Source organism: Bacillus sp. RO2, assembly GCF_012911845.1.
Taxonomy (GTDB): domain Bacteria; phylum Bacillota; class Bacilli; order Bacillales; family Bacillaceae_I; genus Sutcliffiella_A.
The window spans coordinates 24,723-47,299 of sequence record NZ_JAAXCU010000031.1; the positions used below are offsets into that span (position 1 = coordinate 24,723).

At 40.0% G+C, this 22,577-nt stretch carries 24 protein-coding genes and 1 pseudogene; 5 read left to right on the plus strand and 20 right to left on the minus strand.

From position 1 onward, the window contains the following. Positions 1 to 296: 296 nt before the first annotated feature. The 8 genes and pseudogenes from minD to HF078_RS06740 all read right to left on the minus strand — a co-directional run bounded on the left by minD (position 297) and on the right by HF078_RS06740 (position 6,191). Entirely contained in the window at positions 297 to 1,097 is an 801-nt protein-coding gene (gene minD, locus HF078_RS06705) for a septum site-determining protein MinD (RefSeq protein ID WP_148987777.1), read from the minus strand. A 3-nt stretch (positions 1,098 to 1,100) separates the two neighbouring features. Further along, a complete protein-coding gene (minC, locus tag HF078_RS06710; RefSeq protein ID WP_169290427.1) occupies positions 1,101 to 1,820 on the minus strand; it encodes a septum site-determining protein MinC in 720 nt (239 codons plus the stop codon). Between the two features lie 309 nt (positions 1,821 to 2,129). Further along, positions 2,130 to 2,654, minus strand: coding sequence for a rod shape-determining protein MreD (mreD, locus tag HF078_RS06715; protein WP_169290428.1), 525 nt, complete (start codon positions 2,652 to 2,654; stop codon positions 2,130 to 2,132). Then, positions 2,651 to 3,544 (minus strand): rod shape-determining protein MreC, encoded by an 894-nt coding sequence (gene mreC, locus HF078_RS06720; protein ID WP_169290429.1) that lies wholly within the window; start codon positions 3,542 to 3,544, stop codon positions 2,651 to 2,653. Before mreC ends, mreD begins: the two co-directional genes overlap by 4 nt. Before the next feature lie 14 nt (positions 3,545 to 3,558). After that, a complete protein-coding gene (locus tag HF078_RS06725; protein ID WP_010195904.1) occupies positions 3,559 to 4,575 on the minus strand; it encodes a rod shape-determining protein in 1,017 nt (338 codons plus the stop codon). Between the two features lie 193 nt (positions 4,576 to 4,768). After that, positions 4,769 to 5,074 (minus strand): annotated as a pseudogene (gene radC / locus HF078_RS06730) (RadC family protein); the annotation flags it as partial. Between the two features lie 290 nt (positions 5,075 to 5,364). After that, complete coding sequence (locus HF078_RS06735) at positions 5,365 to 5,655, minus strand: hypothetical protein (protein WP_169290430.1); 291 nt, start codon at positions 5,653 to 5,655, stop codon at positions 5,365 to 5,367. Positions 5,656 to 6,047: 392 nt separating this feature from the next. After that, complete coding sequence (locus tag HF078_RS06740) at positions 6,048 to 6,191, minus strand: hypothetical protein (protein WP_169290431.1); 144 nt, start codon at positions 6,189 to 6,191, stop codon at positions 6,048 to 6,050. Between the two features lie 226 nt (positions 6,192 to 6,417). Between HF078_RS06740 and HF078_RS21260 the strand changes: the two genes are divergently transcribed. The 5 genes from HF078_RS21260 to HF078_RS06765 all read left to right on the plus strand — a co-directional run bounded on the left by HF078_RS21260 (position 6,418) and on the right by HF078_RS06765 (position 8,674). Beyond that, on the plus strand, positions 6,418 to 6,621 hold the full coding sequence (locus HF078_RS21260; RefSeq protein WP_481748003.1) for a helix-turn-helix transcriptional regulator: 204 nt from the start codon (positions 6,418 to 6,420) through the stop codon (positions 6,619 to 6,621). After that, positions 6,618 to 6,875 (plus strand): hypothetical protein, encoded by a 258-nt coding sequence (locus HF078_RS06750; RefSeq protein WP_169290433.1) that lies wholly within the window; start codon positions 6,618 to 6,620, stop codon positions 6,873 to 6,875. The genes HF078_RS21260 and HF078_RS06750 overlap by 4 nt, the downstream gene beginning before the upstream one ends. 146 nt (positions 6,876 to 7,021) lie before the next feature. Beyond that, entirely contained in the window at positions 7,022 to 7,573 is a 552-nt protein-coding gene (locus HF078_RS06755; RefSeq protein ID WP_169290434.1) for a hypothetical protein, read from the plus strand. Positions 7,574 to 7,695: 122 nt separating this feature from the next. After that, entirely contained in the window at positions 7,696 to 8,028 is a 333-nt protein-coding gene (locus HF078_RS06760) for a hypothetical protein (protein ID WP_169290435.1), read from the plus strand. Between the two features lie 16 nt (positions 8,029 to 8,044). Continuing rightward, positions 8,045 to 8,674, plus strand: coding sequence for a hypothetical protein (locus HF078_RS06765; protein WP_169290436.1), 630 nt, complete (start codon positions 8,045 to 8,047; stop codon positions 8,672 to 8,674). Positions 8,675 to 8,859: 185 nt separating this feature from the next. On the opposite strand, the gene HF078_RS06770 is transcribed toward HF078_RS06765, so the two are convergent. The 12 genes from HF078_RS06770 to HF078_RS06825 all read right to left on the minus strand — a co-directional run bounded on the left by HF078_RS06770 (position 8,860) and on the right by HF078_RS06825 (position 22,568). Next, positions 8,860 to 9,747 carry an N-acetylmuramoyl-L-alanine amidase gene (locus tag HF078_RS06770; RefSeq protein ID WP_277350511.1) on the minus strand — a complete coding sequence of 296 codons (888 nt, stop codon included), beginning with the start codon at positions 9,745 to 9,747 and terminating at the stop codon, positions 8,860 to 8,862. 127 nt (positions 9,748 to 9,874) lie between these two features. After that, positions 9,875 to 10,117 carry a hypothetical protein gene (locus HF078_RS06775; protein WP_169290437.1) on the minus strand — a complete coding sequence of 81 codons (243 nt, stop codon included), beginning with the start codon at positions 10,115 to 10,117 and terminating at the stop codon, positions 9,875 to 9,877. A gap of 2 nt (positions 10,118 to 10,119) precedes the next feature. After that, positions 10,120 to 10,500, minus strand: a complete 381-nt coding sequence (locus HF078_RS06780) for a hypothetical protein (protein WP_169290438.1) — start codon at positions 10,498 to 10,500, stop codon at positions 10,120 to 10,122. Between the two features lie 78 nt (positions 10,501 to 10,578). Next, the gene (locus tag HF078_RS06785; RefSeq protein WP_169290439.1) at positions 10,579 to 10,806 is read right to left on the minus strand and encodes a hypothetical protein; all 228 of its coding nucleotides are present in this window, start codon (positions 10,804 to 10,806) and stop codon (positions 10,579 to 10,581) included. After that, positions 10,806 to 11,237, minus strand: a complete 432-nt coding sequence (locus HF078_RS06790; RefSeq protein WP_240951688.1) for a hypothetical protein — start codon at positions 11,235 to 11,237, stop codon at positions 10,806 to 10,808. The genes HF078_RS06785 and HF078_RS06790 overlap by 1 nt, the downstream gene beginning before the upstream one ends. A gap of 54 nt (positions 11,238 to 11,291) precedes the next feature. Continuing rightward, positions 11,292 to 16,034 (minus strand): phage tail spike protein, encoded by a 4,743-nt coding sequence (locus tag HF078_RS06795; RefSeq protein ID WP_169290440.1) that lies wholly within the window; start codon positions 16,032 to 16,034, stop codon positions 11,292 to 11,294. A 46-nt stretch (positions 16,035 to 16,080) separates the two neighbouring features. Beyond that, the gene (locus HF078_RS06800) at positions 16,081 to 17,514 is read right to left on the minus strand and encodes a distal tail protein Dit (protein ID WP_169290441.1); all 1,434 of its coding nucleotides are present in this window, start codon (positions 17,512 to 17,514) and stop codon (positions 16,081 to 16,083) included. 14 nt (positions 17,515 to 17,528) lie between these two features. After that, the gene (locus tag HF078_RS06805) at positions 17,529 to 20,990 is read right to left on the minus strand and encodes a phage tail tape measure protein (RefSeq protein WP_169290442.1); all 3,462 of its coding nucleotides are present in this window, start codon (positions 20,988 to 20,990) and stop codon (positions 17,529 to 17,531) included. Positions 20,991 to 21,024: 34 nt separating this feature from the next. Next, positions 21,025 to 21,213: a phage tail assembly chaperone GT gene (gene gpGT / locus HF078_RS06810; RefSeq protein ID WP_169290405.1), complete on the minus strand. Its 189-nt coding sequence runs from the start codon at positions 21,211 to 21,213 to the stop codon at positions 21,025 to 21,027. Then, positions 21,210 to 21,572: a phage tail assembly chaperone G gene (gene gpG / locus HF078_RS06815; RefSeq protein ID WP_169290443.1), complete on the minus strand. Its 363-nt coding sequence runs from the start codon at positions 21,570 to 21,572 to the stop codon at positions 21,210 to 21,212. The genes gpGT and gpG overlap by 4 nt, the downstream gene beginning before the upstream one ends. Before the next feature lie 43 nt (positions 21,573 to 21,615). Continuing rightward, positions 21,616 to 21,963, minus strand: a complete 348-nt coding sequence (locus HF078_RS06820) for a hypothetical protein (RefSeq protein WP_169290406.1) — start codon at positions 21,961 to 21,963, stop codon at positions 21,616 to 21,618. Positions 21,964 to 21,965: 2 nt separating this feature from the next. Further along, the gene (locus tag HF078_RS06825) at positions 21,966 to 22,568 is read right to left on the minus strand and encodes a major tail protein (RefSeq protein ID WP_169290444.1); all 603 of its coding nucleotides are present in this window, start codon (positions 22,566 to 22,568) and stop codon (positions 21,966 to 21,968) included. Positions 22,569 to 22,577 lie beyond the last annotated feature (9 nt).

Here is a 22,577-nt window from a genome sequence, read left to right on the forward strand (position 1 = left end):
AGAGGTGTAACTAGAACCCCCATACCTTTCCTCATCCCGGACCAACTGTTGCGATGATCCTAAATTGTTCCTTTTCGCCAACTGATTCTGCCGCTGCCGTCTTCTCTTTGCGGCTCGTCTCTTTATTTCCGCTATCCGATCGTTCATACAAACACCCTTCCCGCAAATAGGTTTGTACCATTTTATGACTTGTCCCGGGAGGATATGACGGAGGGCACGGTTTTTATTAAAAGCCCAGTTTTCTCTCAAAAATAAAATAAAGCCGTCACAATAAAAGAGACGACTTCACATATTCCTTAACGTACACCAAAGAATTTTTTAATTTTAAACATAACTCCCTTGTTTTCATCTTCAAGGGATTGTAGTGGAACGGATTCACCTAGGATTCGTCTTGCGATGTTGCGATAGGCAATGGATGCTTTGCTTGTTGTATCCATAACGATTGGTTCGCCGCTGTTGGAGGCACGGATGACACTGTCATCGTCTGCTACGATTCCAATAATATCGATTGCCAGGATGGATACAATTTCATCAACATCTAACATCTCACCGTTCTTCACCATGTGGTTACGGATACGGTTAACGACAAGCCTTGGTGGTTCCATATTTTCTTCTTTTTCAAGCAATCCGATAATTCGGTCTGCGTCTCTAACAGAGGAAACTTCAGGAGTGGTGACGACAATGGCTCTGTCGGCGCCGGCAATGGCGTTTTGAAAGCCTTGTTCGATTCCTGCAGGACAATCTATAATAATATAATCATAGTCTTGCTTTAGCTCTGCAACTAGTTTCTTCATCTGTTCAGGTTTTACCGCCGACTTGTCACTTGTTTGAGCAGCCGGCAAAAGCTTTAAGCATTCAAAGCGTTTATCATTGATTAAGGCCTGGTGCGTTTTACAACGTCCTTCAATCACGTCCACCAGGTCATAGATAATACGGTTTTCAAGTCCCATGACAACATCGAGGTTTCTAAGCCCGATATCTGTATCTACTAAACATACTCTTTTTCCTTGCAAGGCAAGAGCCGTCCCGATATTTGCAGAAGTTGTTGTCTTGCCGACTCCACCTTTACCAGAAGTAATTACGATAGCCTCTCCCACTTGTTACATTCTCCTTTCAAGCCGTGTTAACATCGGTCTTAGTTGTGAAAGCAATTGTAAGCGGTCTATGACAATTTGATCTTGATCATTTATATAGGCGCACTCCATTTCACTGCTTCCTTCTAGTTGCTCACTTAAATCTGGAGCGCGGTTTATCGTGTTATCGATTGAAAGCAAGGTTGGCTTCATTAAGCTCGCTGCAATGACGGCATCTTTTTTCCCTTGAAGTCCTGCATACGCGCTGCCGCGCAATGCACCAAGAATAAAGACATTGCCGCCTGCCTTCACTGTTCCACCAGGATTCACATCGCCAATGAGGAGAAGGTCTCCCTCTACCTCAAGGACTTGTCCTGAACGGATCATCCGTGCAACAGGAACAATTTCTGATTCCTTTTTCCACTGAATGGCCTGTTCTTTTGTGACGACATTGCTTTCGATGTCTTCTACGATAAAATTTTTCTTGCTTCGTATTACATCTCGTAGTTTTTCTTGTTGCTTATTGGTTAGAAAACGATTCCCTACTTTTAAACGTACTCCTAGGAGCGGGGTTTCGTCTGGATTGCTATTCGACGTTAGTTTTGCTTCTATTTCAGCTAAAAGCTCTTGAAATGAGCATGTATCATCGAGATGCAGGGTTAGGCCCTCTTTTGTGCCCTTAATGGTTACATACTGTTGTTTTTGTCTATTCACGACGTTCACCTCAACAAGTATATAATTCGACATCGTCCTTCTATTTCCTTTTTTCCTATACTCATAAAATAAAAAAAGATTGCTAGAATTAGTATGTAATGGAAAAGCCCGTCCCATTTGATAGGGATTGGGCTTTTTTAGGAAACTCCTAAATTTATACGATTCCATTTTACTCCTGTTGATTTTCGTTCCAGGGGTTCGCTTTCCAAGGGGCGGTGCTTGAGCCTCCTCGGCTTCGCCTGTAGGGTCTCAAGTCTACCGCTACCTCCCGTAGGAGTCTCACCCCTTGCACTCCAATCTACAGGGAAATCTTTTAAACTTTAATAGAACCACTTACAAAGTTTAAGTCAACTCATCTTTCTGCTCGATTGCCAGGCGTTCCATGAACAGTTTGATTGGGAAGAGCAGGAGTAATGCGATGATGGCATTGAAGATGAGTGTTGGTACCATGCGCATGGATAGGAAGTCGGAATGTGTCAATTCTGTGGTTCCGATTAGGGAGTGAATGCCAAATACGAGATGCTCTGTAATAGAGATGGACACCAACACCATTAGGAAGGAGATCAAGTAGTTTGTATTCACAAATCGTAAGATACTAGACACGATATAGACGGATATTCCGAATGCAAACAGGTACACACCTAAAATTTCTGTGTAAACCACATCGTACAAAAAGCCGAAGAGCATCGCGCAAATCAAACCTACATACGGGCTAGTGTAGATGGCACATAAAACAATGACAATCAGCATAAACCTCGGCACAATAATCCACTCTTCATGAAAACTGTGCAGTCCAAAGAAGTCGACACTCATGCTTTCCAGGATAAACAAGAAAAGAAGCAGGGCTGGTAAGACATATTTTCTCACTCAGAGCCCCCCTCTTCAGTTGCTTCTTCTTCTGATTCGACTGGTTCATCACCTGATATTAGTGTTCGTTTAACTATCATTACTTGGTTGATGTCATAGAAATCAGCTGCAGGCTTCACATAGGCCATTTGCGTTAATCCATACTCATCTGCCACTACTTCTGTTACTTCCCCGATCATTAATCCTTCAGGGAATACACCACCAAGTCCAGAGGATAAAACGGTCTCCCCTTCTTTTACTTCTGCTTGGTGAGGAATTCTTTTTAAAAGCAGGGCACCTTTTTCTTCATCATATCCTTCAATCAATCCGAAGATATCTTCTTCTCCTTGTATGTATGCAGAGATTCGATTCTTAGGATCCAATGAACTCAATAATTGCACAGTAGAAGTGAAAGCATTGGCTTGCTTGATTTTACCGATCAGACCGCCTGATGTGATAACGGCCATATCTTTTTCCACGCCATTTTGCTTACCTTTATTCAGTGTAATTTGTTCGACCCATTGATCTGGATTTCTGCCAATCACTGTGGCTGGTTTTGGTTCATAATCGCTCAGTGAATCGAGTTCGCCGATCACTTCGCGGAATTCTTCATTTTCTTGTTCTAGCTTTTGGACTTTCGTTTCTAAGAGAGCATATTCTTCTAGTCTAGCACGCAGCACTTTATTCTCTTCATACGTATCCTTTAGATATCCTACATTATCAAAGAAACCCGCGACAACATGTGCGGGCCTATAAAAGATAGATTGGACAAAGCCTGTTGTGTCTTTTACAAACTGTTCAGGCCATGTCAAATCGTCCCGTTCTTTTAAAGAGAAACCAATCAATGCCACCAGAAAAATTAAGCTCACCAACAAAATAATCAACCTTTTATTGAGGAAAAATTGTGGCATGACTTAACACCTACTTAGCGATAATCTCTTGATTTCTTTTTAAACTCATCAATATAATCTAATGCTTTCCCTGTTCCGATAGCAACACAATCCAATGGGTTTTCAGCAATGATAACCGGCATTTTCGTTTCTTCACTGATTACTTTATCTAAGTTGCGAAGTAAAGCTCCGCCCCCAGTAAGTACAATTCCACGGTCCATAATATCAGACGCTAACTCTGGTGGAGTGCGCTCTAATGTGGCTTTTACAGAATCAACGATAGCCGTTACTGTATCCTTTAACGCTTCTCCCACTTCTTTAGCAGTGATTTCTACCGTTTTAGGTAGACCTGTCAATAGGTCACGGCCACGGATATCCATTGGTTCAATGCCTTCTGGATCTCCTGCAGAACCAACTTCAAGCTTCAACGCTTCCGCTGTGCGTTCCCCGATCATCAAGTTATAGTTTTTACGGATGTAAGCGATGATCGCATCATCCATTTCATCACCAGCAACACGGATGGACTGGCTAGTAACAATTCCACCAAGTGAAATGATGGCAACTTCTGTAGTACCTCCACCGATATCCACCACCATGCTTCCAGTTGGTTCCCAAACCGGAAGATTCGCACCAATTGCAGCTGCAAACGGTTCTTCGATTGGGTACGCGTCACGCGCGCCAGCTTGGCGAGTGGCATCAATTACCGCTCTTTCTTCTACCGCTGTAATCCCGGATGGTACACATACCATCACGTATGGCTTGCGAGAAAAGGAACTTTTGTTTTTTAACGCTTGTTTAATATAATATTTCATCATCGTTGCCGTTGTTTCGTAGTCCGCAATAACTCCGTCTTTCATCGGACGCAATGCGACAACATTCCCCGGGGTACGACCGATCATGTTCTTTGCGTCGTTCCCGACCGCAACAATGGATCGTGTGTCGGTTTGCAGCGCCACAACTGACGGCTCACGCACAACAATCCCTTTTCCTTTAATAAAAACTAATGTATTGGCTGTTCCCAAGTCAATACCAAGATCTCTCGTTCCAAACATATAAGTGTATCTCCCTTTCTGATACTAATGCGTAATAGTGGTAAATGAAAAGTGATTAAACGGACGAAGCATGCCCATATATTTTCATTAACATGTGGATAACGTTTATTGTAGAAATTTGATGGATTAAGAAGGTTATCCTTCCAAACTCATGAGTAATATTATAGCGTAGGATATGAAAAAAGCATAGTACTTACACATAGCCTTTTTCTTTCAAACTGATGAATTTCTGATCTCCAATGATTAAATGGTCCAAAAGCTCTATGCCAATGAGCTTTCCGCATTCACTGAGTCGTTTCGTCACATCTATGTCTTCACGACTAGGAGCTGGGTCTCCAGATGGATGATTATGGATACAAATGAAGGATGCCGCTGATCGCCTGAAAGCTTCCTTGAACACCTCGCGAGGATGCACGATGCTTGCATTCAAACTTCCAATAAAGACAGTTTGCTGGTGAAGAACCTGATTTTTTGTATTCAAGTAAAGGCATATATAATTTACTTAAATACGAATAGAGCAACCGACATCAGGTTGCTCTATTTATATTCTAAAATACCATTACATTCCCTACCTCAAATCAATATGCCGTCTACATTTTGTACACACAAATAAGTTCTCTTGGATTTCCCTGTGATGTTTAAGTTTTCTACAAGATTGGCATGATAATGTTACAAGACGTCTAGGAATCCCCATTTGATCATCATCCACAAGCCTTTCCTGGGCGTCTTTCTGGTTACTAAATAAGCATACTGCAAAAGACGTCGCCAGTACTCCAGTGATAAGGCTTACTAACTCCATATGGACGTCTCTCCCTTTAGTAAATATTTGACGTCACTTTCATCATGACTTTTAAATAGCAGTACCCTATACGCCTCAAAGACACCCAATTCATTCTGCAGCTGTTCTACCATTGTGGCGTCATCCAGACACCTCTCAACAATCATACCGGCCAAGGTAGTTGGTTTAGTCTGACAAGCAATGGCCAGCCTATTTAGTTTCTTCTGGTAACTATTATTCAATGAGATTCCAACTCTATTTACCTTCTTTCCACCTAGCCCCTTCCCCTCTATCACTCTCATAACCTCCTAAAATGTCATTACCAATTGACAATGTCATCCGTGTTACAGTGTAACTATCTCACCCGGGGAGGGAGAGGCTAATGCCACCTCTGTTTTTTATCTCTATTCTCCTCCCCTCCCCTTGCGACTCTAAGGCGGGAGTAGGGACGTCTTTTACCGCATTTTGTCCGTATATTTCCGCATTTTGCTCCAACCAATATTTAGCCTCCCTCAAGGACCATTTAGGTTGCGGTAAAGGGACGCCAATCCCTCCCTCTTGATCATAGAAATAGGGTTTCATAAGCTGTTGAAATTGTGGAGAAAAGGCAGCCGTGAATAATGCAGCTCTAATAATTTGGTTACGATCTAAAGACGTCACCTTGTTTAGGTCATCCACATACTTTCGAAAGACGTCATGATACCTTACTGTTGGACGGTACACCATTATCGGACGTCACCTCCTCCACTATTTCTAAAAGCAATGTGTGCCCCTCAGACGCTAGATATACGTCTGTACGCGTCAATAAGACTTCTGCTAACTCTTTAGTCATCTTCATTAACAAAATCCCCTCCTTACGTCTATTTAGCGTCTTTTGTACGCCTTTAATTAAATCTATGTAAGCGGACTTATATTATTACAACTTAGATTACATTTTTTATTTGTGCACTTCACTCTTATAAAAGGAATTGCTTTTGTGGATGTTGAATGGAATATGTGGGGGTGTTACGATGCCGATAAAAGGATTTACATGTAATTTACGATTGATGTTTGCTGAGGAGAAAATGAAGAGTCCTACCTTTACCCAGATCAAGTTTGCTAAGAAGATAGGATTGAGTACGACAGCCTTAAGCGCCCTGGTAACCGAAAGGAGTCTCCCGAGTTTTGAGATAGCCTATGCCATAGCCACAGAGTTAAATCGACCAATTGAACGAATTTGGGTAAAGTTAGACGATAGAGTCGAAGTTAAAGAGAGTGATAGTGTTTGAGAAATAAAATTGAAGTTGAGGATTTAATAAGAAATCCTGAAAATGGACTTGTTGGTATTCTAAAGAAAGAGGAAGGAAGAAAAAACTACTATGTTGATGGGGAACATGAGTATGCTGGCAAGTGGCAAACTGCCGGTGGATCTTTAAAGATTATCAGAAATGGTAATTGTATAAGAAAGGGAATAATAAAATTACACATCAGCGCTTGGCATGATAATATGAAGTCAACGAGTGATTTTACGAATAACTTATAATAAGAGGTTTTTTTACACATTAGCCAAACATTTTGGAGATGTAAATGCTGTGGGAAAAGCTAAGGTTGACAGGAGAGTTGCTGGTAAGGCTACTTGCCGAGGATTAAATAAATTTATTAACTTTTCTTTAGAAAGGAAATTTAAAAATGCATGATACCCAAGACCAAGGTTTGAAATATATGTCTTTATGGGAAGCTAAGATATGGTCCAAAGCTGTATTAGATGAAGCGAAAGAGATAATTGAACTTCAAAAAAAACAATCTAAATTAATACAAATAATAAGAAATAATCCTGTAACGATAAAAAAACAACTTGATGAAATTTGGGATAAATCAAGAACTAAAGAATATTTTCTAATCATCTCCTTGAATAAAGCTAGAGATTGGATTAAGTTAGGTACCCGATATAATGCTGTTCTTAAGGAACTCTTAATAAAAATTGATAACGATTTACCTGAAATTAGAGACCTCAGGAATATGAGAGAACATGAGATTGAATATTATCAAGGGGAGGGAAGAAAGCAGAATCAATTTATAATTTCTAATGGCCACAGCTCGAGTGATGCTACTTCCACCTATGTTGATCAATCAGGTTATTATTTAGGAGGAAGATTAAAAGTACAGTTTGCCATAGAAGTATTTACTTATGTTTATCCAATAGTGAGCTCAGAACTGGAGCATTTTTTAGTCGTAGATTAATAATTTTAGATATAAATAGATACAACCTCCATTTAGGATGGTTGTCTTTTTATATTATTTGGAAATCAGAAAGGAATTATTTGTTATATTGTCGAAATATAGTAAATATGGGGGGGATGATTATGTGGTTAAATGATGTAAAAGTTGAAGTGCCAAAGGAAATGTTAAAGGGTATGCAGATTGAAGGGACAGCAATTAGTCCTTCGCACCCTGGTGTAGGGGTTTTAATTTTGTCCAAAGGGTTTAACCAATTCTCGAAAGAAATAGTGATTAGACTATACAGAATTCAAAAGGATACCAATACAGAAAGTTATTACATAGTTTTAGAGCTAGAGGCATTTATGTTTAAAAAATACAAGGAAGCTAAAGACTTTTTTGAAAAGTTGCCTAATATGACGGGATTGGAAATGCTGTTGTTGTTAAATCCTATACATCCTTCAGTAAACCTACAATAGATAAGGAGAAGAGTTTATGAGCGATAAATTATATGGAAAAGACAAATTCGAAATAGCAGTCCAATCAGGAATGCAATTAATACCTTATGTAGGTGGTGCAATGGCCACTGCTTATTTCGGATCCAAACAAGAGAAGAGATTTAAAAGAATCGAGTCTTTTTATCAAGAAATATATGCTGAGTTTGAAGGGTTTAAAGAGGGATTTAAAGATTTCCAAGAGCATAATACTGATGCAATTATTGCAATAATGGAAGAGTTTAATGAAGCCTTAGAAAGAGAACATACTTCACAAAAACGTGAATACTTTAAAAAATATCTCAAAAACACTTTGATAAATCCTGTAACAAATAACTTTGATGAGAGGAAGTTTTTCCTTGAAACATTAGGAGGAATGAGCTTACTAGAATGTGAAGTATTAATTTTTTTAAATCATAATTATGGCTCTAATATTCGTGTTGGGGCTATAGAAAAACCAGGCATTAATCAATATGCTATCGTTGGGGCAATAGGGAAGTTAAAATCACACGGTTTTGTACAAACTGGACAAGGTAGCATGACTATCGGTAGTGGTTTAGATAATATGCTTAACGAAATCGTCAGTATTAGTTCCTTTGGGCAAGTATTTTGTAAATTCTGCTTAGAATAATCACTTATTTTTTGTTATTAAATTTCAGTAGCAGAAAAAAAATAATTACAACGGTAATCCAGACATACCAATATTTAATTAATAATTGACCTTGAGTTAGATTAATAACATCATTTATAAAAGACATAATTAACACCTCATTTATATTTATTAAAGCCCCTCTCTATTGAGAAGGGCTTTTCATTTTAGTTTCGTAGTTTATTCAGCAATTGAGTGTTCTGTACTGCAGTCCCTTTGTAATTATTGATACTATATCTCTTCGCTAACCTTTCCCGATTCGCAAAAGAAGAATCTTGATTAATGGAATTCAAGTATTCAACAATACTATCAGTTTGTAAATTTCCTTGAGCTACCTTGAAGGTGTTGCTAATAGTGCTCGGCCCACCCGCAACCAATAGTACTTGGCCAACAACAATTGTATAGTTGCTATCGAGGTTATTCCAGTCTCTTATTTGTTGGACCGTGCTGCCATATCGTTGACTTAAAGAATAAACCGTGTCACCTGAAACTACAGTATGATAGACGGCCGATGTTTTTCTTGTCAGATCAAAGCTTCGTTCAATCCCATTCACATGGCCACGGGCAACATTCTCAATAAAAGAAGCTGTTTTAAGCTTTGCTGCATCTTCCGCATTATCCACAAATCCATTCTCGGTTAGTAGAGCTGGCATGTTAGATTCACGCAGCATATGGAAATTTGCTGTCTTCTTTCCACGATCTCGGAAGTTTACGAGCTTCATAATTTCCTCATGAATTAGGTTCTGATATGTGGTTGTTGGGGCTCCTACTCCTGGGTAAATGAAATCTTCATACCCGGTTCCACCACCTGCATTAATATGGACGGATAGTAAGAAATCTGCTCCCCAAGCATTGGCTGCGTTTGTTCGTTGAGTAAGCGATAGAGTTTGATCACCAGTACGGCTCATTAATACAGAAACATCGTTATACTCATTAACGAGCATATCTCTTACTCGCGTGCCAATTTGCAAAGTTAAGTTCTTTTCCTGTAGACCATTACCGACTGCACCTGGGTCTGTTCCACCATGACCAGGATCAATAAATACTTTTAACATTCTTCATCACCTCATAAATTTTTGTTTTGATATATAACTTCTCCTTTAAGACTAAAAATCTATTTTCTACATCTCCCTCACCTCCCCAAAATAAAAAGCCACCACAAGTGGCAGCTTTACTTCTTGACTAATCCTTGCATTTTAATGCGTTCTCTTTCATTTGTTGAGCTTTCTTGCTGACATATGTGTTCTTCCATATTCCCCATAGGTTCCAGGCAAGGAATGCTGTCATCATGATAGCTGCTACAAAGGGACCTACATACTTCTCTAAATCCCATCCAAATAATGCAGTTAGAAAGATAGCAACCGCAGAACCCCAAGCGCTTAATAAAATACCCCAGTCTTTCCATGTTTGTGGTTTTGTGTACATAATCAATTTCCTCCAATTCTTAATCCATTTTTAAAAATGATCCAGCAAAAAGCACCGAATCCAGCTGCAAATGGTGTGGCAAAAAGAAAAAAGACTTTCCACGCGAAAGCCTTCATGCCTTTATAGTTGTCCTCATGCATTTTATTAGAATTTTCGACCAGTTCCTTAAATTCATCAAATTGCTTTTTTATATCGTCCTCTACCTTATCAATACGTTTGTGAGCTGACTTAGCGCTTTCGTCCGTACGTTCGGCCATTTCTTTTACGTTGCGAAGATTTTCAAACTTCTCCGTGTGACTGAACACCGTTTTATCAACTTCGTGGAGGGTCTTTTGTATGTCTTTAATTCCGTCCTTCATTTCTCTTACATCTTGCTCCCTCATTCGCTCCTCCTCCAATGACAACAACTTGACGCCCCCTAACATTAAAAGAGGCATTTCTGCCCCTTTTTTCTTTTTCTATTACTCTGTTGATAATTGCGCCACAAGTTGCTGCCTTACCAACCCGGCTAGCACAGTTAGACTCTCATTGCCCTGAAATTCTTCCAATGTAAAAGGAATAAACCCATTTACGTTGATAGTTCTGTCCTGGTTAAACCCGTGAAAATGCACATGTACTGCATCCACTTCACCAGTTTCTTGATTATACAAATAGGCAGTTTGGGAAATTTGGATTTTGATTGTTGGCATTAGTTTTCACCTCCTTCAAGTTCATCCACACTGAATTGATCACATAGGTAGTCGTAAATCTCCGAATCAGAGCCTTTATATACATTGTCCTCTAGTTTCTTTAGGGTAGATCGGATGGAACGAATCATCTCCCGATTCCCTTCCCCTTCAATGACAATCTCTTCTTCGGTTAATTCTTTTAAATCTTTTGTAAAGGCGTCCTTATCTGTAAGTTGATATTGGCCATCGTTAATAAGGGCTTTTCCTTCTTCGTCTTTCTTGGAATGTTCCTCAAGCATGTGACGTTTATCATCCTTGAGTGTTTCCTCATGTTCGTTCAAGATTTTGATAAGCTGTCGTCTCATTCTGGATTGCTTTCTCACAAGCTCAATTTCATACATAAAATTTGCAATAGGGACCATTAAACCTTTTTTAATCGTTACTTTCATCATGTATTCCTCCATTTTAAGTTAATAAAAAACAGACAAAGATTTCTCCTTGTCTGTTTAAGATGCTTTTTGGTTTTCCAGTGCAATAATACGCTGTTGTTGCGCAGCCACTTGTTTCTTTAGTGCTTCAATCTCAAGATGTTGTTGATTGTCACGCTTGTCCAAGTCTTGGATAGCCATCGTATTTACGTGTAACAACCGGAGTGTGTCTATTCCCTCACCAGTGGCATCATGAAAATATGGGTCGGTTTCATCCAAGATTAAACCAAGATGCTTCCTATCAAAATCGGACTGTTCTTTGTAGTGGAAGTCTTTAAAGGTCAACTCGTTCAAGAATGAAAGAGGATTGATAACCACATCTGATATATTCTTCTTGTAATCCCTGCGAGAAAATTGACTCATAGATTGATATTGGAAAGCTCCAACCTGTAAATCGGAATATACACTATCATTGTAGTCACGTATCTGTACTTTAGCTGTTGTAGCCAGACCTTTAATGGATACATTGCCTATTCGTAAGACGGAATGTCCATCCGTGCTAGTAGTAAAACCAAAACGCGCTATAGGATTTCCACCCGAATTTCCTACCTTTAAATCGAATGAATCAGCTTGTTCCGCCCAAAGATCTGCAGTATACCTACCATTTTCTAATCGGTCAGTTAAAGCAAAAATTGTTCTGTTATCGCGTTTATGAAAAACCCCATTTGGATTTAATGTAGTGGATAGACCACTTTCTGTCCCAAGCCTAGAGACCATCCTGCCACCTGTGATTTCACTTGTCCAAGAAGAATTGGAACTGGTTAATTTATCTCCAGATAACACGATACTACCGCCTGCTCCGGAAGTTGAAACACTTCCAGAAAAACTTCCTGTTACTCCTTCGAGCTTACCTTTAAGGGTTACGTTACCAGAACTATCCACAACGAACTGATTGTTAATATTTAGGCCGTTTAAGTCCTTAATATGGACCACTGAAATCTCATTGGCTTTTATCTGGACTGCTGTGATAGTATCAGTTTCAATTCGTCCGCCATTAATTGTTGTTTTCCCTGTCATTCGCCAACCATCAACTGTACTTGTAGTTGGATTATGACTTTTATCTGTCCCTTTTACTGTATTCCCAGTTGGCAAACTACCTTCCACAACAAATGAAGAGTTTTCGATCCACGTAAATGTACCGCCTCCTCCGGCATACGCTATATTCGAAGTGGTATAAACATAGTTCTCATATGTTGATGGAATCTTAATCCACAATTCTGCTATTGTTTCAGATGTAGTATTTGTAACAATGATGGATTTGAAGTGTTCTGGCTTTATATAGGTGCCACTTCCATATTCAATTGAGTGAAAAGGTAGTTGGCCTAAAGGTGCTTGCTGTTTGACACGCCAATGTAAAATCGCCCATCGTCCATCACCATTTGAACTACCACTCCCTGTGATGTGTATGTCTACATCTCCTGCATGATATTGGGCTTTTATACTCAACGTCCCGATTTTCGTCCATTGGTTGCCGTATGAGGAACCCGTTCCAGAAGTTTTTCTGCCCATTTCTGAAATTTTCCCTGTAGGGTCATACCCATTTGCAAATATTACACTCCCGTCGATGTGAATTTTGTTAGCTGCTATCCTTATACTTTCGGAAGATTGATTTATAGACGAAATAACACCATTTTTTTCTACTCTAAGATTGATAGCCGAAGCATGTTGTGTGATTGTCGATTCAGCCGTACTTACCTTACCGGTTAAGGTATCGACTGAGGTTTGCGAAGCTTTCGACTGTATTTGCCCTGCTTGTGTAGTGATTGATGCTTCAGCTGTGGTTATACGACTAGCTAAGGCGGTACCATCAGATGAGGAATATGCACTCACTTCACCAGCGGTAGTTGGTGTAGCTTTCACCCATGCACTCCCTGTGCTTCTATACAAAATATTAGGCGTCTTCGAAGTGTCCACCCATAACCGACCATTCAAATGGGATGGCGCGGTTGTTTGTTTGTATACTGTATCCTCTTTTCCTGAAATTCCAGCATTATAAGTAGTAGTCGTCACGCGCTGTTCAATCAAACCAGCTTGTTGTGTAATAGTGCTTTCAGCAGTATTGAGTCTACTAACGATTCCAGCCTTGTCCGTATCGTAAGATATTTGACTTACTTTACTGGCAATCTGCCCTGCTTGTTGTTGAATACTACTCTCTGCAGTTGTGATTCTTCCTGTATGTCCATCAATTTGACCTTGTACGTCTTCTGGCGCGGGAGACCAGTCAGTGATTTTATTACCTTTTTCAGTCTTTGCTTCTTTATACTCTATCCAGACTGCTACACCTCCGACATACCCATTGTCACCATAAATTCCAAAGTATCTAGTGCTTGTCGCAGTTGCAACATAAGTAAAGGATAATGTAGTCCATATACCAGCCTTACATAGTTTGCTGGTTCCGTTATACAATCTTAAAGTGATATCTTTATCCGGTTTTACTTTTATAGAGTCGGTATAAGTTTCTCCCACGATTGTAGTAACAAATGAAGGAGTATAACATGAAATCGCGTTATTTGTACCCGCAACACGACGGAATCTCCTTATCCCACTATATGCTTGGTCTTCTATTGGATAAACACTATTATTATTGGATAACATGTACAGTGATTTGCTATTTTCTAGCAAATTACGCCCACCAATTTCCAAAGCATTAAACTCCGTTTTAGTTACTCTCTGGGTAATTTGATCAGATAGCTGAGAAATAGTACTGTTCGCACTAGTAATTTGATTACCCTGATTAGTAACGGTTTGAGTAAGAAGGCTCACATCCGATACAATCCCATTTGCTTTAATATCTAATGTAGCAACACTCTGCTTAGTGATTGTAATTTCCCCACTTAAGTCATCTATAGAAACTTCTGTGTCAGAAACTCGGTTCAGAATCCCATTAATGCTTACATCAAGTTGAGCCACTTTATTGTTGTAGATAGTTGTATCTACTTTCTTCCCCAGTTCCGTATTCATTTGAGACTTGGTATAAACATCTGCTGAGTTTGCTTTCAATGTCACCTGTCCGGCTAAAGTTTGGTAACTTCCTTCTACTGTCGTAACTCGTCCGGTGAGAGTATTTACTGTAGTTTGGCTAGCTTTTTCAGATATTAGGCCAGCGTGATTCTCAATGGTAGTTTGTTGCTGTGAGACTATTCCATCAATGCTTGTCAATTGGTCAATGGTAGTCACCATGCTACCTTCAAGCGTATTGATGTTTTGTTCTACCGTCACAATTTTTCCGTTGGCCGCTACTAAATCAGCTTTATTCGTTTCTGCTAAAGTAAGGAGGTTATCAGCTCTTGTTTGCAGATTACTAATGTCCAGAATAGATTGGTCTTGAACGGTGATGATCTGGGTAATAGATTCCTGTGCTTGCTGTTCGACTGCTAAAAGGTCATTCCTGATAACGTCCATACTGGCTTCAAGCGCTAAACTTTTAGCTTCCAACTCTGCATTGGTATAGCTTTTACTTTCACCAATTGCTTGTTGTTTCTTTTCCTCTGCAACAATGTCGGTGTACCAGGTAGAATCGTCATAAACACTTTGGTCTTTGGAATCTACCGTTTCCTTGTCATATGCCCCAACCTCTTCTGCAAAGGTTGGAGTGGCCTTATCCCATTGTTGAGAAGCAGCATTCCAAGTATAAATGACATCACGCTCTCCACTCGTATCTACCCATAGCATTCCTGCTTTTGGAATAGGTGGAGGTGTGTCACTCCGGATAACTTTTGCTCCATAAATTTGTTGTAACTGCAGAAAGGTTTTCATCAAATCTTCTTCTGCATATTCAATAAAATCTCCAAGGACATACTTTCTCTTTACTTTTCCGGCTGATATAGATCGGTGTATCTCAATGACTCTTGCTTCCAAGTAAAGAGGTGGGGAGTAAGAGGTGTCTTTTATCCTATTGGTATCACCTAAACGAACTTTCTCGTGTGTGTACCCGAATATTTCCTCCATTGAAACAACGTCAGCTGTGTACTGTACCGTGGTGTTTATCCTCTTTGCCAGCTGTGCTTCCCCAAGCTCTGTCAACCGTTCAACTGTTAGGTTATCCTCACTTATGGATGGCTCATAATCTTCCCATAGGTGTTCGCCATCTCTCGCCCAACGTTGTTTAGCTTCTTCGTTTTTCACTTCGACAACTAATCGGCTGCCATCTTCAAGCTCAGGGCCAAGTACCCTCAAAGCAGTTACAATGTCGGAGTTTTCAATTCGCTCGACACCTATTAGGTCCTTCCCAAGTCTTGTTTCTTTTTTGGTGTCCTCGCCCCTGCGCTTAATCATGTCTACGTATCTACCAACAATACGGCTGCCATCTACGACAATGCGGAAACGAAGCTCTAACTCAAACAAACTAGCTAATTGTTTGAGCGTTTGGTACGGATCCTTGTACCCGTCAATCGTTACTTTTCGTATGCCAGCGTACTCTGTAATCCCACGTTGCCATCCCGTTCCTGCTAACGTCCAATCCAAGCCCATGTTGACTGTTTGAGATTCTAGGACCACCGGAGAGATACGCTTGCTCTTCTTCAGTTCGATGTAAGATGCCACTGTCTTTATCTTTTTTTTCTTATCTCTTTGAGCCGTTTCCAGGATGATAAATTCCCGTAAGTTCCCGTCATCATCCAGAATGATTACTCGATTTCGTTTAGTTGCATGTGCTGCAGCTGGAATGGTTGCTAACATACTAAAGTCATAGGTTTCTAGGTTCTTAATGTTCTCTACGTGGCTATCATCGAAAAAGGCAGGGGAATTCACCTTGTTTACCAATGTGCAAAGTATCTCGTCTGTTTGATGGTCTAAAAAGTGAATCTGACTAATGGTAAGCCCCCCTTACTTTCCCTTCAATATCCACTGCATCACCTGGTGAGATTACTAAGGCAGTATCTCCACTTTGAATGGGGAAGAAAGACGCATAGAAGTCTCCTTTAAGTTTTTGCATTTCCTCACCGTTCACAAGGATGGAATCATTTCTATGGTCAATAATAATTTCATCTCCAGCTTGAGCGATATAAGGGACATTATCATCTGTTATGACGTTTCGTTTATTTACCTTTACATAATGAATCTCCATCTTAGACGGTAACCTATCCTTGCTCACTCCAATGTGAACTTGTATAGCTGCAAGTTTCTTTAAATCTCCTGATTCCAAATACGTTCCACTTAGAGGACCACGGTGACGGGTTGCAATATTTGCGACATAGATTAACCATCTTCCCTCCACACGGCTTATGCGGATAATTCCTTTAAATGGCAACCAGTCATTAGGATTAGCTGGTGTTCTGCTGGCTATATAGGTGCCAGTTACTAACGGTCCCACTCTTGCCTCCACTTGGTTGCTATAATCACCTGTTAGAATGTCTTTCATCGCAACTTTTCCAATGTGTTGTCCATTTTCATCAAGCAGATATAATTCCACTCGCCCTACTTCCGTATTCCTTAATGAGTGTAGAGTAAGATACATCTCTACTTCGAAATTTTCAAGCTGTTGCGACAACGATTTCTGAAGGGATGGACCGTGCCATGATGTGCCTGTTCCATAGTCACTAACAGAGAAACCTTTGCTACTTGCTTGAAAGCTTCCAGTACGAACCCCACCATCTACGTTGTGAGCAGTAGTCCACCCCACTAATGTAGACATGGTGTCGTTCAAAATAGACTCTCTGGGATTGATTACAGTCTCCTCTACAGATACCGGGCGACCTATCCTCATATATCCATCCGGTCCGATAATATCCAAATGTGTGATGGGTTTCTTCGCAATCATAGTAAACACTGGGTAGGATTCTCTTGTCCCTGGGTTGTTCATTACTAATGTATTAACTTCTTCTAGGGACGCTTGGGATGCAAAAGTTAGTTCAGAACCGTATTTATAAGGGTCAGGGCAAATGAAAGTGATAACTCCCTTGCCAAACCTTGCAATGTCTTCAATGTTTAACGAACCGTCAATAACGGCAAAATATACCCGATTAGGTTCATCGTCAAAAATAAGTTTGACCGGATCTTTGGTTATTAACCAATCCGCAAGGTCTTCCTCAAGTTTTCGCACATCTAATCTATCTTTCCCGTTTATCACAATGGGCTGCTGAATAATTCTCACTTCTGTATCGGTACTCTCTAGATGCGCGCCAGGTAAGCCCGGTAGGCTTACAAAGTTTCGTCTAATTGGTGCAAATGCAGACCTTCTTTTGCCTACCTCACAGATTACATAAGATTTTTTAATAGAGTTAAAGGAAAAAGAGTAAAGCATCGCTTCACCCCCTTTTAAAATTTGCTTGTTCTGTATTCTTCAAAATCCATAATTTCTTTCATTGGTTCGTATAATCTACTTGCTAATTCTGAGAAATCAATACCAGATGAAGAGTTCCCTTTTTGAAGGATTCCCACTAATATCTTGTTCTGTTGCAATGTCGCTTGGAGAATTTCCTTTAGAACAGAGTCATCCTGTCCACCAACATTCGGGAACTGAGAAGGACGCTTATTTCCACTGATATCTCTTCCAGCCAAAGCTAGTAGTTTCATAGCATCTGTCCTTCGACTTGGATCCGTAGGTATTACCCATTCAGGCCAACCATTTTCTGCAATTGGATAGAGTCCACTTGTGTTAACCAGACCACCTGTTGCAAAGCCTTTATTGGCAATGGGGATATTCCATTTTTTCATGAGTGACACGCTATCTTCATTCGGAATAACTTTAGATCCTCCAGGTAGATGTAGTAACTCCGGACCTTCTTCTCCTACCCAAGCCAGTCCCTCTGGAGAATTTCGGGTTCCTTTTGCAAAAGCAGAAATACGTGGCCCGTAAACGTCACCAAGAGCTAATTGAACACGTTTAGATATAGTTGCACCTAAACCACTATTGAAATCAATAATAGAGGGGTTAGAACGAATATTTACGTCCTTATAAACCGTCTTGCCAGCAACGGTGTTCATATCTTCAAGTTTTCTTTTTGCGGCGTCTATTTTCCGTTGCTGTTCAGTTAGTTTTGCGTTTTGTTCGTTATATTCGTCAGTTATTTCTCCATTAGGGCCTTTAAATTCTTCTAGCTTCTTTCTTAAAACATCAATATTTCTTTGCTCTTCTTGTAGCTTTTCAATCCCTCTTCCTTTTTCGGAAGTTAAGCCAACCTGTTTTAATATTAACTCCTCATAATCAGCAGTTAGATTCCCTACTTCTCTAATATCTTCCCGGGTCAATTCCAGGTCTTTGTTTTTCGTTTTAAGTTTTTCTAGCAATTTATCATAAACATTATCGAATTCTTTTTTTTCAAAACCTATAGATTCTACAATGCTATCCTGCTCTGCTTTTTCTAATTCGAGCAAGGCCAATTTGGACTCTGCCTTATTTAGCGCATTTCCGTCTAGATTATCCAGCTCACCCTTTAATGTTTTAATTTCATCATTAATCTTTTTTTGTTTAATCTGTTCTTGTTCCAACTCTGAGATTTTTCCAAGCCTGGATTGATAAGTATCGTCAATTTCTTTATTCGTAACATTTATGTCAGCTATAAGTTCTTTTTCTTCACGGAGTAATTGCACTTCATTTTCTAGCGCCTTTTCCAGTTCTCGTTCAGCTGTCAATAATAACTCTTCACGTTTTTCTGTGTTCAAATCTCTTAAAGTATTTAAATTGTCAATGTAGGCATTTCCTTGATCTGATACCGCGCTAGTGACGTTCGGTGTATTCTTAACAATTTGATCATTTAACTCAAGAAACTTTGCCATTTCTTCGTTTGTAAAACCTGATTTTTCAAGTAGACGTTCTTGTTCTTTGGTCAGTGCTGAAATAGTTTCTTCACTTTTCGCCTTTTTTAGTTCGTCCATGATATCCATATATCGAAGTGTTTCATCGGTAGTCAGTTTGTTTTTATTGTGCAGATCCTCAAAACTGGAAGATAAATTATCCATCGCGGTAATTTCTTCGTTGACACTATTAATCAATTTATAATTAACTTCGTGCAGTTTTTCCGTATCTCTTGTTAGGGAATAAATACCTAACCCCAATAAGCCAACCCCTGTAATTGCCAAGCCAACAGGTCCACTAGCGATTCCCATTAAACCAACTCGACCAAGGAGGCCCGTCCCTCCGGCCTTTCCAAGCAATCCCGACAGGCTACTAACCCCTTTTGCCAATCCTCCGATAGTAGTGGTCACACTGCCTAACACCACGGCTGCCGGACCGGCTGCAGCTGCCAAGCCTGCAAATTTTATGATATTCCCCTGTGCTGCAGGAGATAAATCGGAAAAAGCTCCTGTTACATCTCCTATGGCATCTGCTGCCTTAGGTAATATGTCTTCAGCAATTACAAGCAAGTTTTCTCCAACCGGTTCCATGTCAGATATAAAATCTCTCAACACTTTGGTTGCTCTTGTTCCAAAATTATCACGTAGAGCATCACTAGCCTTTTTTGTAGATCCTTCTACATTATTTAGTCCATTGCTGGCTTTTAGCATGGCATCAAAGGCTTTTTCTCCAAGATCTTCATATTGAGTCCCAAATAGTCCAGTGGAAATTTGATTCCTAATAGTCTCATCTTCGGTTTTTTGGAGAGCTTTTAGTACCTTCTCAAAGGCTTTTTTGGCGCTGTCTCCACCTTTATTAAACTCACTTGTCATTTTTTCAGCATTTAGACCAAGAAGTTGAAAGGCTTCTGTACTTGATTTGGAACCATCTTTGGCCCTTAAAGAGAACTCCTTCATGGAGTCTCCTACTTTATCCAGCTGGAAAGCGCCAGTTTCCGCACCACTTTTCAACTTTGCAAACATATCATCACTTGAAAATCCAAGTTCAGCAAAGTAAGTTGAGTATTCGGAAACGGTGTCTAAAAATTCATCGCTATAGTTCAGATTTTCTTGGAATCCCTTTGTTAAGTAGTCCATCGCTTCTTGTGAAGACATACCAAACTGTTCCATAAGGACTTTCATGGCCCTTAAAGTTTCACGCTGGTCTCCCCATCCTCTTGATTCGAACAACTCAAGACCCTGAGTAACATAAGAAAGATCTACTTTACTCAAGTCTCCAAGTGCTTTGGTGACGCCAGCGACCCTATCCGAAACAGAACCTAAACTATCGCCAAACCCGTCTTCCCACAATTCTTTGGCTGTCTCGTGAAGTTCTTTTGCTTTTTCTTCAGATATCCCCAGTTCTGCTTGGATCTGTCCGGAAGCCTTATCGAAATCTAATGCAACTTTACCAGCTGCAACTCCGAAACCGATTAGTGGGGCCGTCAACTGCATGGATAAGGATTGACCCGTATTTCTAATCTTGTCTCCCATCCCGATTAGTGAATCTCCTGTTTTGTCCAGGGAATTTCGAAAAGCGTATAGTTTGGACTCTCCACGTTCCTGCTCTTTTCGGAACTGTTTCATTTCTTCAGTTGTGCGATCAATATAACGCGATAAATTATTTAGTGAGGCTCGTTGTTTGTTGTAATCTTGTGCAGCTTTTTCTGCTTCTTTTGAACCTTCTCCATATTCCTTCACCATTTTTTGATAGGTCTTCAATGCACTCTCCGTTACAGCCTTTTGTACTTCCAGCTTCTTATTGAGACCATTTAAACTAGTTTGATATTTTTCTAGTGACTTATCCCCTCTATCAAATGCGGACATGTTGGCAGCCATTTCACTATTGACGAGCTTTAATTTAGAATTTAGACTACTGAGACCACTCTCGACTTTAATCGAATCTAAATCCAACCCTATTGAAAGACCCTCAATTTTCTCCATCTTTTACCCTCCTTTCCAACCATGCAAGTTTTTCCTAACCACCAAATGCAGCGAATAAGGATTTAACTTCTTTTGGCTTGTTTTCTTCTCTCATGAGTTCTACTATGAAATGAAAGGGCATATTAAGTATTTCATTGATGTCCTTCCCATTCTTCATCATCTGAAGAATCAACCTGTCCATGTATTCCTTTTGTTTGGAAGAAGAAAAGTCCTCATCACTCAATTCTTCTTCTCTAAGAACTTTTTTGTAGCATCAGATTGGTGACCGTTGGCAACAAAAGCAACCTGTTCTTGTAACTCTCTCATGGCATTAGGCGCATGCAATCCGTTTATCAATTCTTCCTTTGTGAATTGGTTATTGTAGATTTTTTCTGTAATAAAAAGAATCATTCTATCAATTAATTCTTTTTCTGTTCCTGGATCGGACTTTTTAACAAGCCCCTCTATTTCGTCTTTCAAGTCCATCGCTTCGTACACAACCCCAAACGGAATAAAGACGGGTGTAAGGTAGTTTTCTGTTACTACCTCTTCTCCGTTCACTTCTTTTACAAGTTCCAGTCTGTTTCGCTTTAAATTTGCCATGTTTTGTTCCTCTCTTTCAAAAAAAGTAAAAAAGAACAAGCGCTTACGCCTGTTCTTTAATCAATGGTTTTCCTATCTTATTGTTTTTGGACAGCAGCTTTTGCAGTCTTTCTTGGCTAGGATTTGCATCGGCTCTTCTTGGAAAGATATCCCCTTTGATATATACGGTATTGTTATCCTCCAAATCTTTGAAGTCATGGATAACAACGTATTTTACGGATTCCTCTTTCTCCTCGGGTTGTTCGTCTGTCTCTTCCTTGGGTTCTACAGGTTGTTCTTCCGTCTTCTCTTCGTTTTCCTTTAACAATTTGGCCAATTGCTCTTTTCCTGCCTTATCATCAAATTCCACGCCTAGTGTAGTAAGTTTGGACTTAATTTCAGCTACCTTCATGTTTACGCTCCTTCTGGTCCTGCTAGTGGGTGAGCAGTCCCGAATATTTTTAGAAATAATGCGTCTCGATTTGTATTAATACCTTTCTCATCCGCTGCAAAGATGACGGACTTGTCGGAGTCAAACCCGTCTACTTTTCTGTCCATAAATTGAGCCACAATTGCCTCTGTATTAAACGCAGTAGTTCCACCAGCTTTTGAGCTACCGGAAACATTCGGACGAGTGAAGATTCCTTTTGGTAGTCCTACATATTCCTTCGACCCATCTTGAAAAGTTTTGGCAAAAACAACTGCCACATATGGAGGATTGTCTGTTCCCCCGATGGCGGTTAAACCCCCTACCGTTTCCAATCCCAATAGACGTTGTTTATCCTCGATAGGGATTTTGTGGAACGTAGAATTGACGGAAATATCCCCGTTTGACACGGCCATTTCTGCAGTAGTATTGTCTCCATAAGCTCGCACCACTTCTTGAGGCATTTCAACAGTAATCTCCTGCAAGAATTTCACACGTTCAATAGAACTTGCTATAATGCCATCCCCTATTAGGCCGTAATAAAATTCATCTACACCAGTAGAAGCCCGGTAATTTTTTTCTACAGACATCAAAATCTC

Excerpts from the sequence above, each read along its gene's own strand:
- minC (WP_169290427.1), bottom strand. The coding sequence starts at position 1,820 with ATGTCGAATTATATACTTGTTGAGGTGAACGTCGTGAATAGACAAAAA.
- mreC (WP_169290429.1), bottom strand. The coding sequence starts at position 3,544 with ATGCCACAATTTTTCCTCAATAAAAGGTTGATTATTTTGTTGGTGAGC.
- HF078_RS06725 (WP_010195904.1), bottom strand. The coding sequence starts at position 4,575 with ATGTTTGGAACGAGAGATCTTGGTATTGACTTGGGAACAGCCAATACA.
- HF078_RS06735 (WP_169290430.1), bottom strand. The coding sequence starts at position 5,655 with ATGAGAGTGATAGAGGGGAAGGGGCTAGGTGGAAAGAAGGTAAATAGA.
- HF078_RS06740 (WP_169290431.1), bottom strand. The coding sequence starts at position 6,191 with ATGAAGATGACTAAAGAGTTAGCAGAAGTCTTATTGACGCGTACAGAC.
- HF078_RS21260 (WP_481748003.1), top strand. The coding sequence starts at position 6,418 with ATGAAGAGTCCTACCTTTACCCAGATCAAGTTTGCTAAGAAGATAGGA.
- HF078_RS06755 (WP_169290434.1), top strand. The coding sequence starts at position 7,022 with ATGCATGATACCCAAGACCAAGGTTTGAAATATATGTCTTTATGGGAA.
- HF078_RS06760 (WP_169290435.1), top strand. The coding sequence starts at position 7,696 with ATGTGGTTAAATGATGTAAAAGTTGAAGTGCCAAAGGAAATGTTAAAG.
- HF078_RS06765 (WP_169290436.1), top strand. The coding sequence starts at position 8,045 with ATGAGCGATAAATTATATGGAAAAGACAAATTCGAAATAGCAGTCCAA.
- HF078_RS06770 (WP_277350511.1), bottom strand. The coding sequence starts at position 9,747 with ATGTTAAAAGTATTTATTGATCCTGGTCATGGTGGAACAGACCCAGGT.
- HF078_RS06775 (WP_169290437.1), bottom strand. The coding sequence starts at position 10,117 with ATGTACACAAAACCACAAACATGGAAAGACTGGGGTATTTTATTAAGC.
- HF078_RS06780 (WP_169290438.1), bottom strand. The coding sequence starts at position 10,500 with ATGAGGGAGCAAGATGTAAGAGAAATGAAGGACGGAATTAAAGACATA.
- HF078_RS06785 (WP_169290439.1), bottom strand. The coding sequence starts at position 10,806 with ATGCCAACAATCAAAATCCAAATTTCCCAAACTGCCTATTTGTATAAT.
- HF078_RS06790 (WP_240951688.1), bottom strand. The coding sequence starts at position 11,237 with ATGATGAAAGTAACGATTAAAAAAGGTTTAATGGTCCCTATTGCAAAT.
- HF078_RS06800 (WP_169290441.1), bottom strand. The coding sequence starts at position 17,514 with ATGCTTTACTCTTTTTCCTTTAACTCTATTAAAAAATCTTATGTAATC.
- HF078_RS06805 (WP_169290442.1), bottom strand. The coding sequence starts at position 20,990 with ATGGAGAAAATTGAGGGTCTTTCAATAGGGTTGGATTTAGATTCGATT.
- gpG (WP_169290443.1), bottom strand. The coding sequence starts at position 21,572 with ATGGCAAATTTAAAGCGAAACAGACTGGAACTTGTAAAAGAAGTGAAC.
- HF078_RS06820 (WP_169290406.1), bottom strand. The coding sequence starts at position 21,963 with ATGAAGGTAGCTGAAATTAAGTCCAAACTTACTACACTAGGCGTGGAA.
- HF078_RS06825 (WP_169290444.1), bottom strand. The coding sequence starts at position 22,568 with ATGTCTGTAGAAAAAAATTACCGGGCTTCTACTGGTGTAGATGAATTT.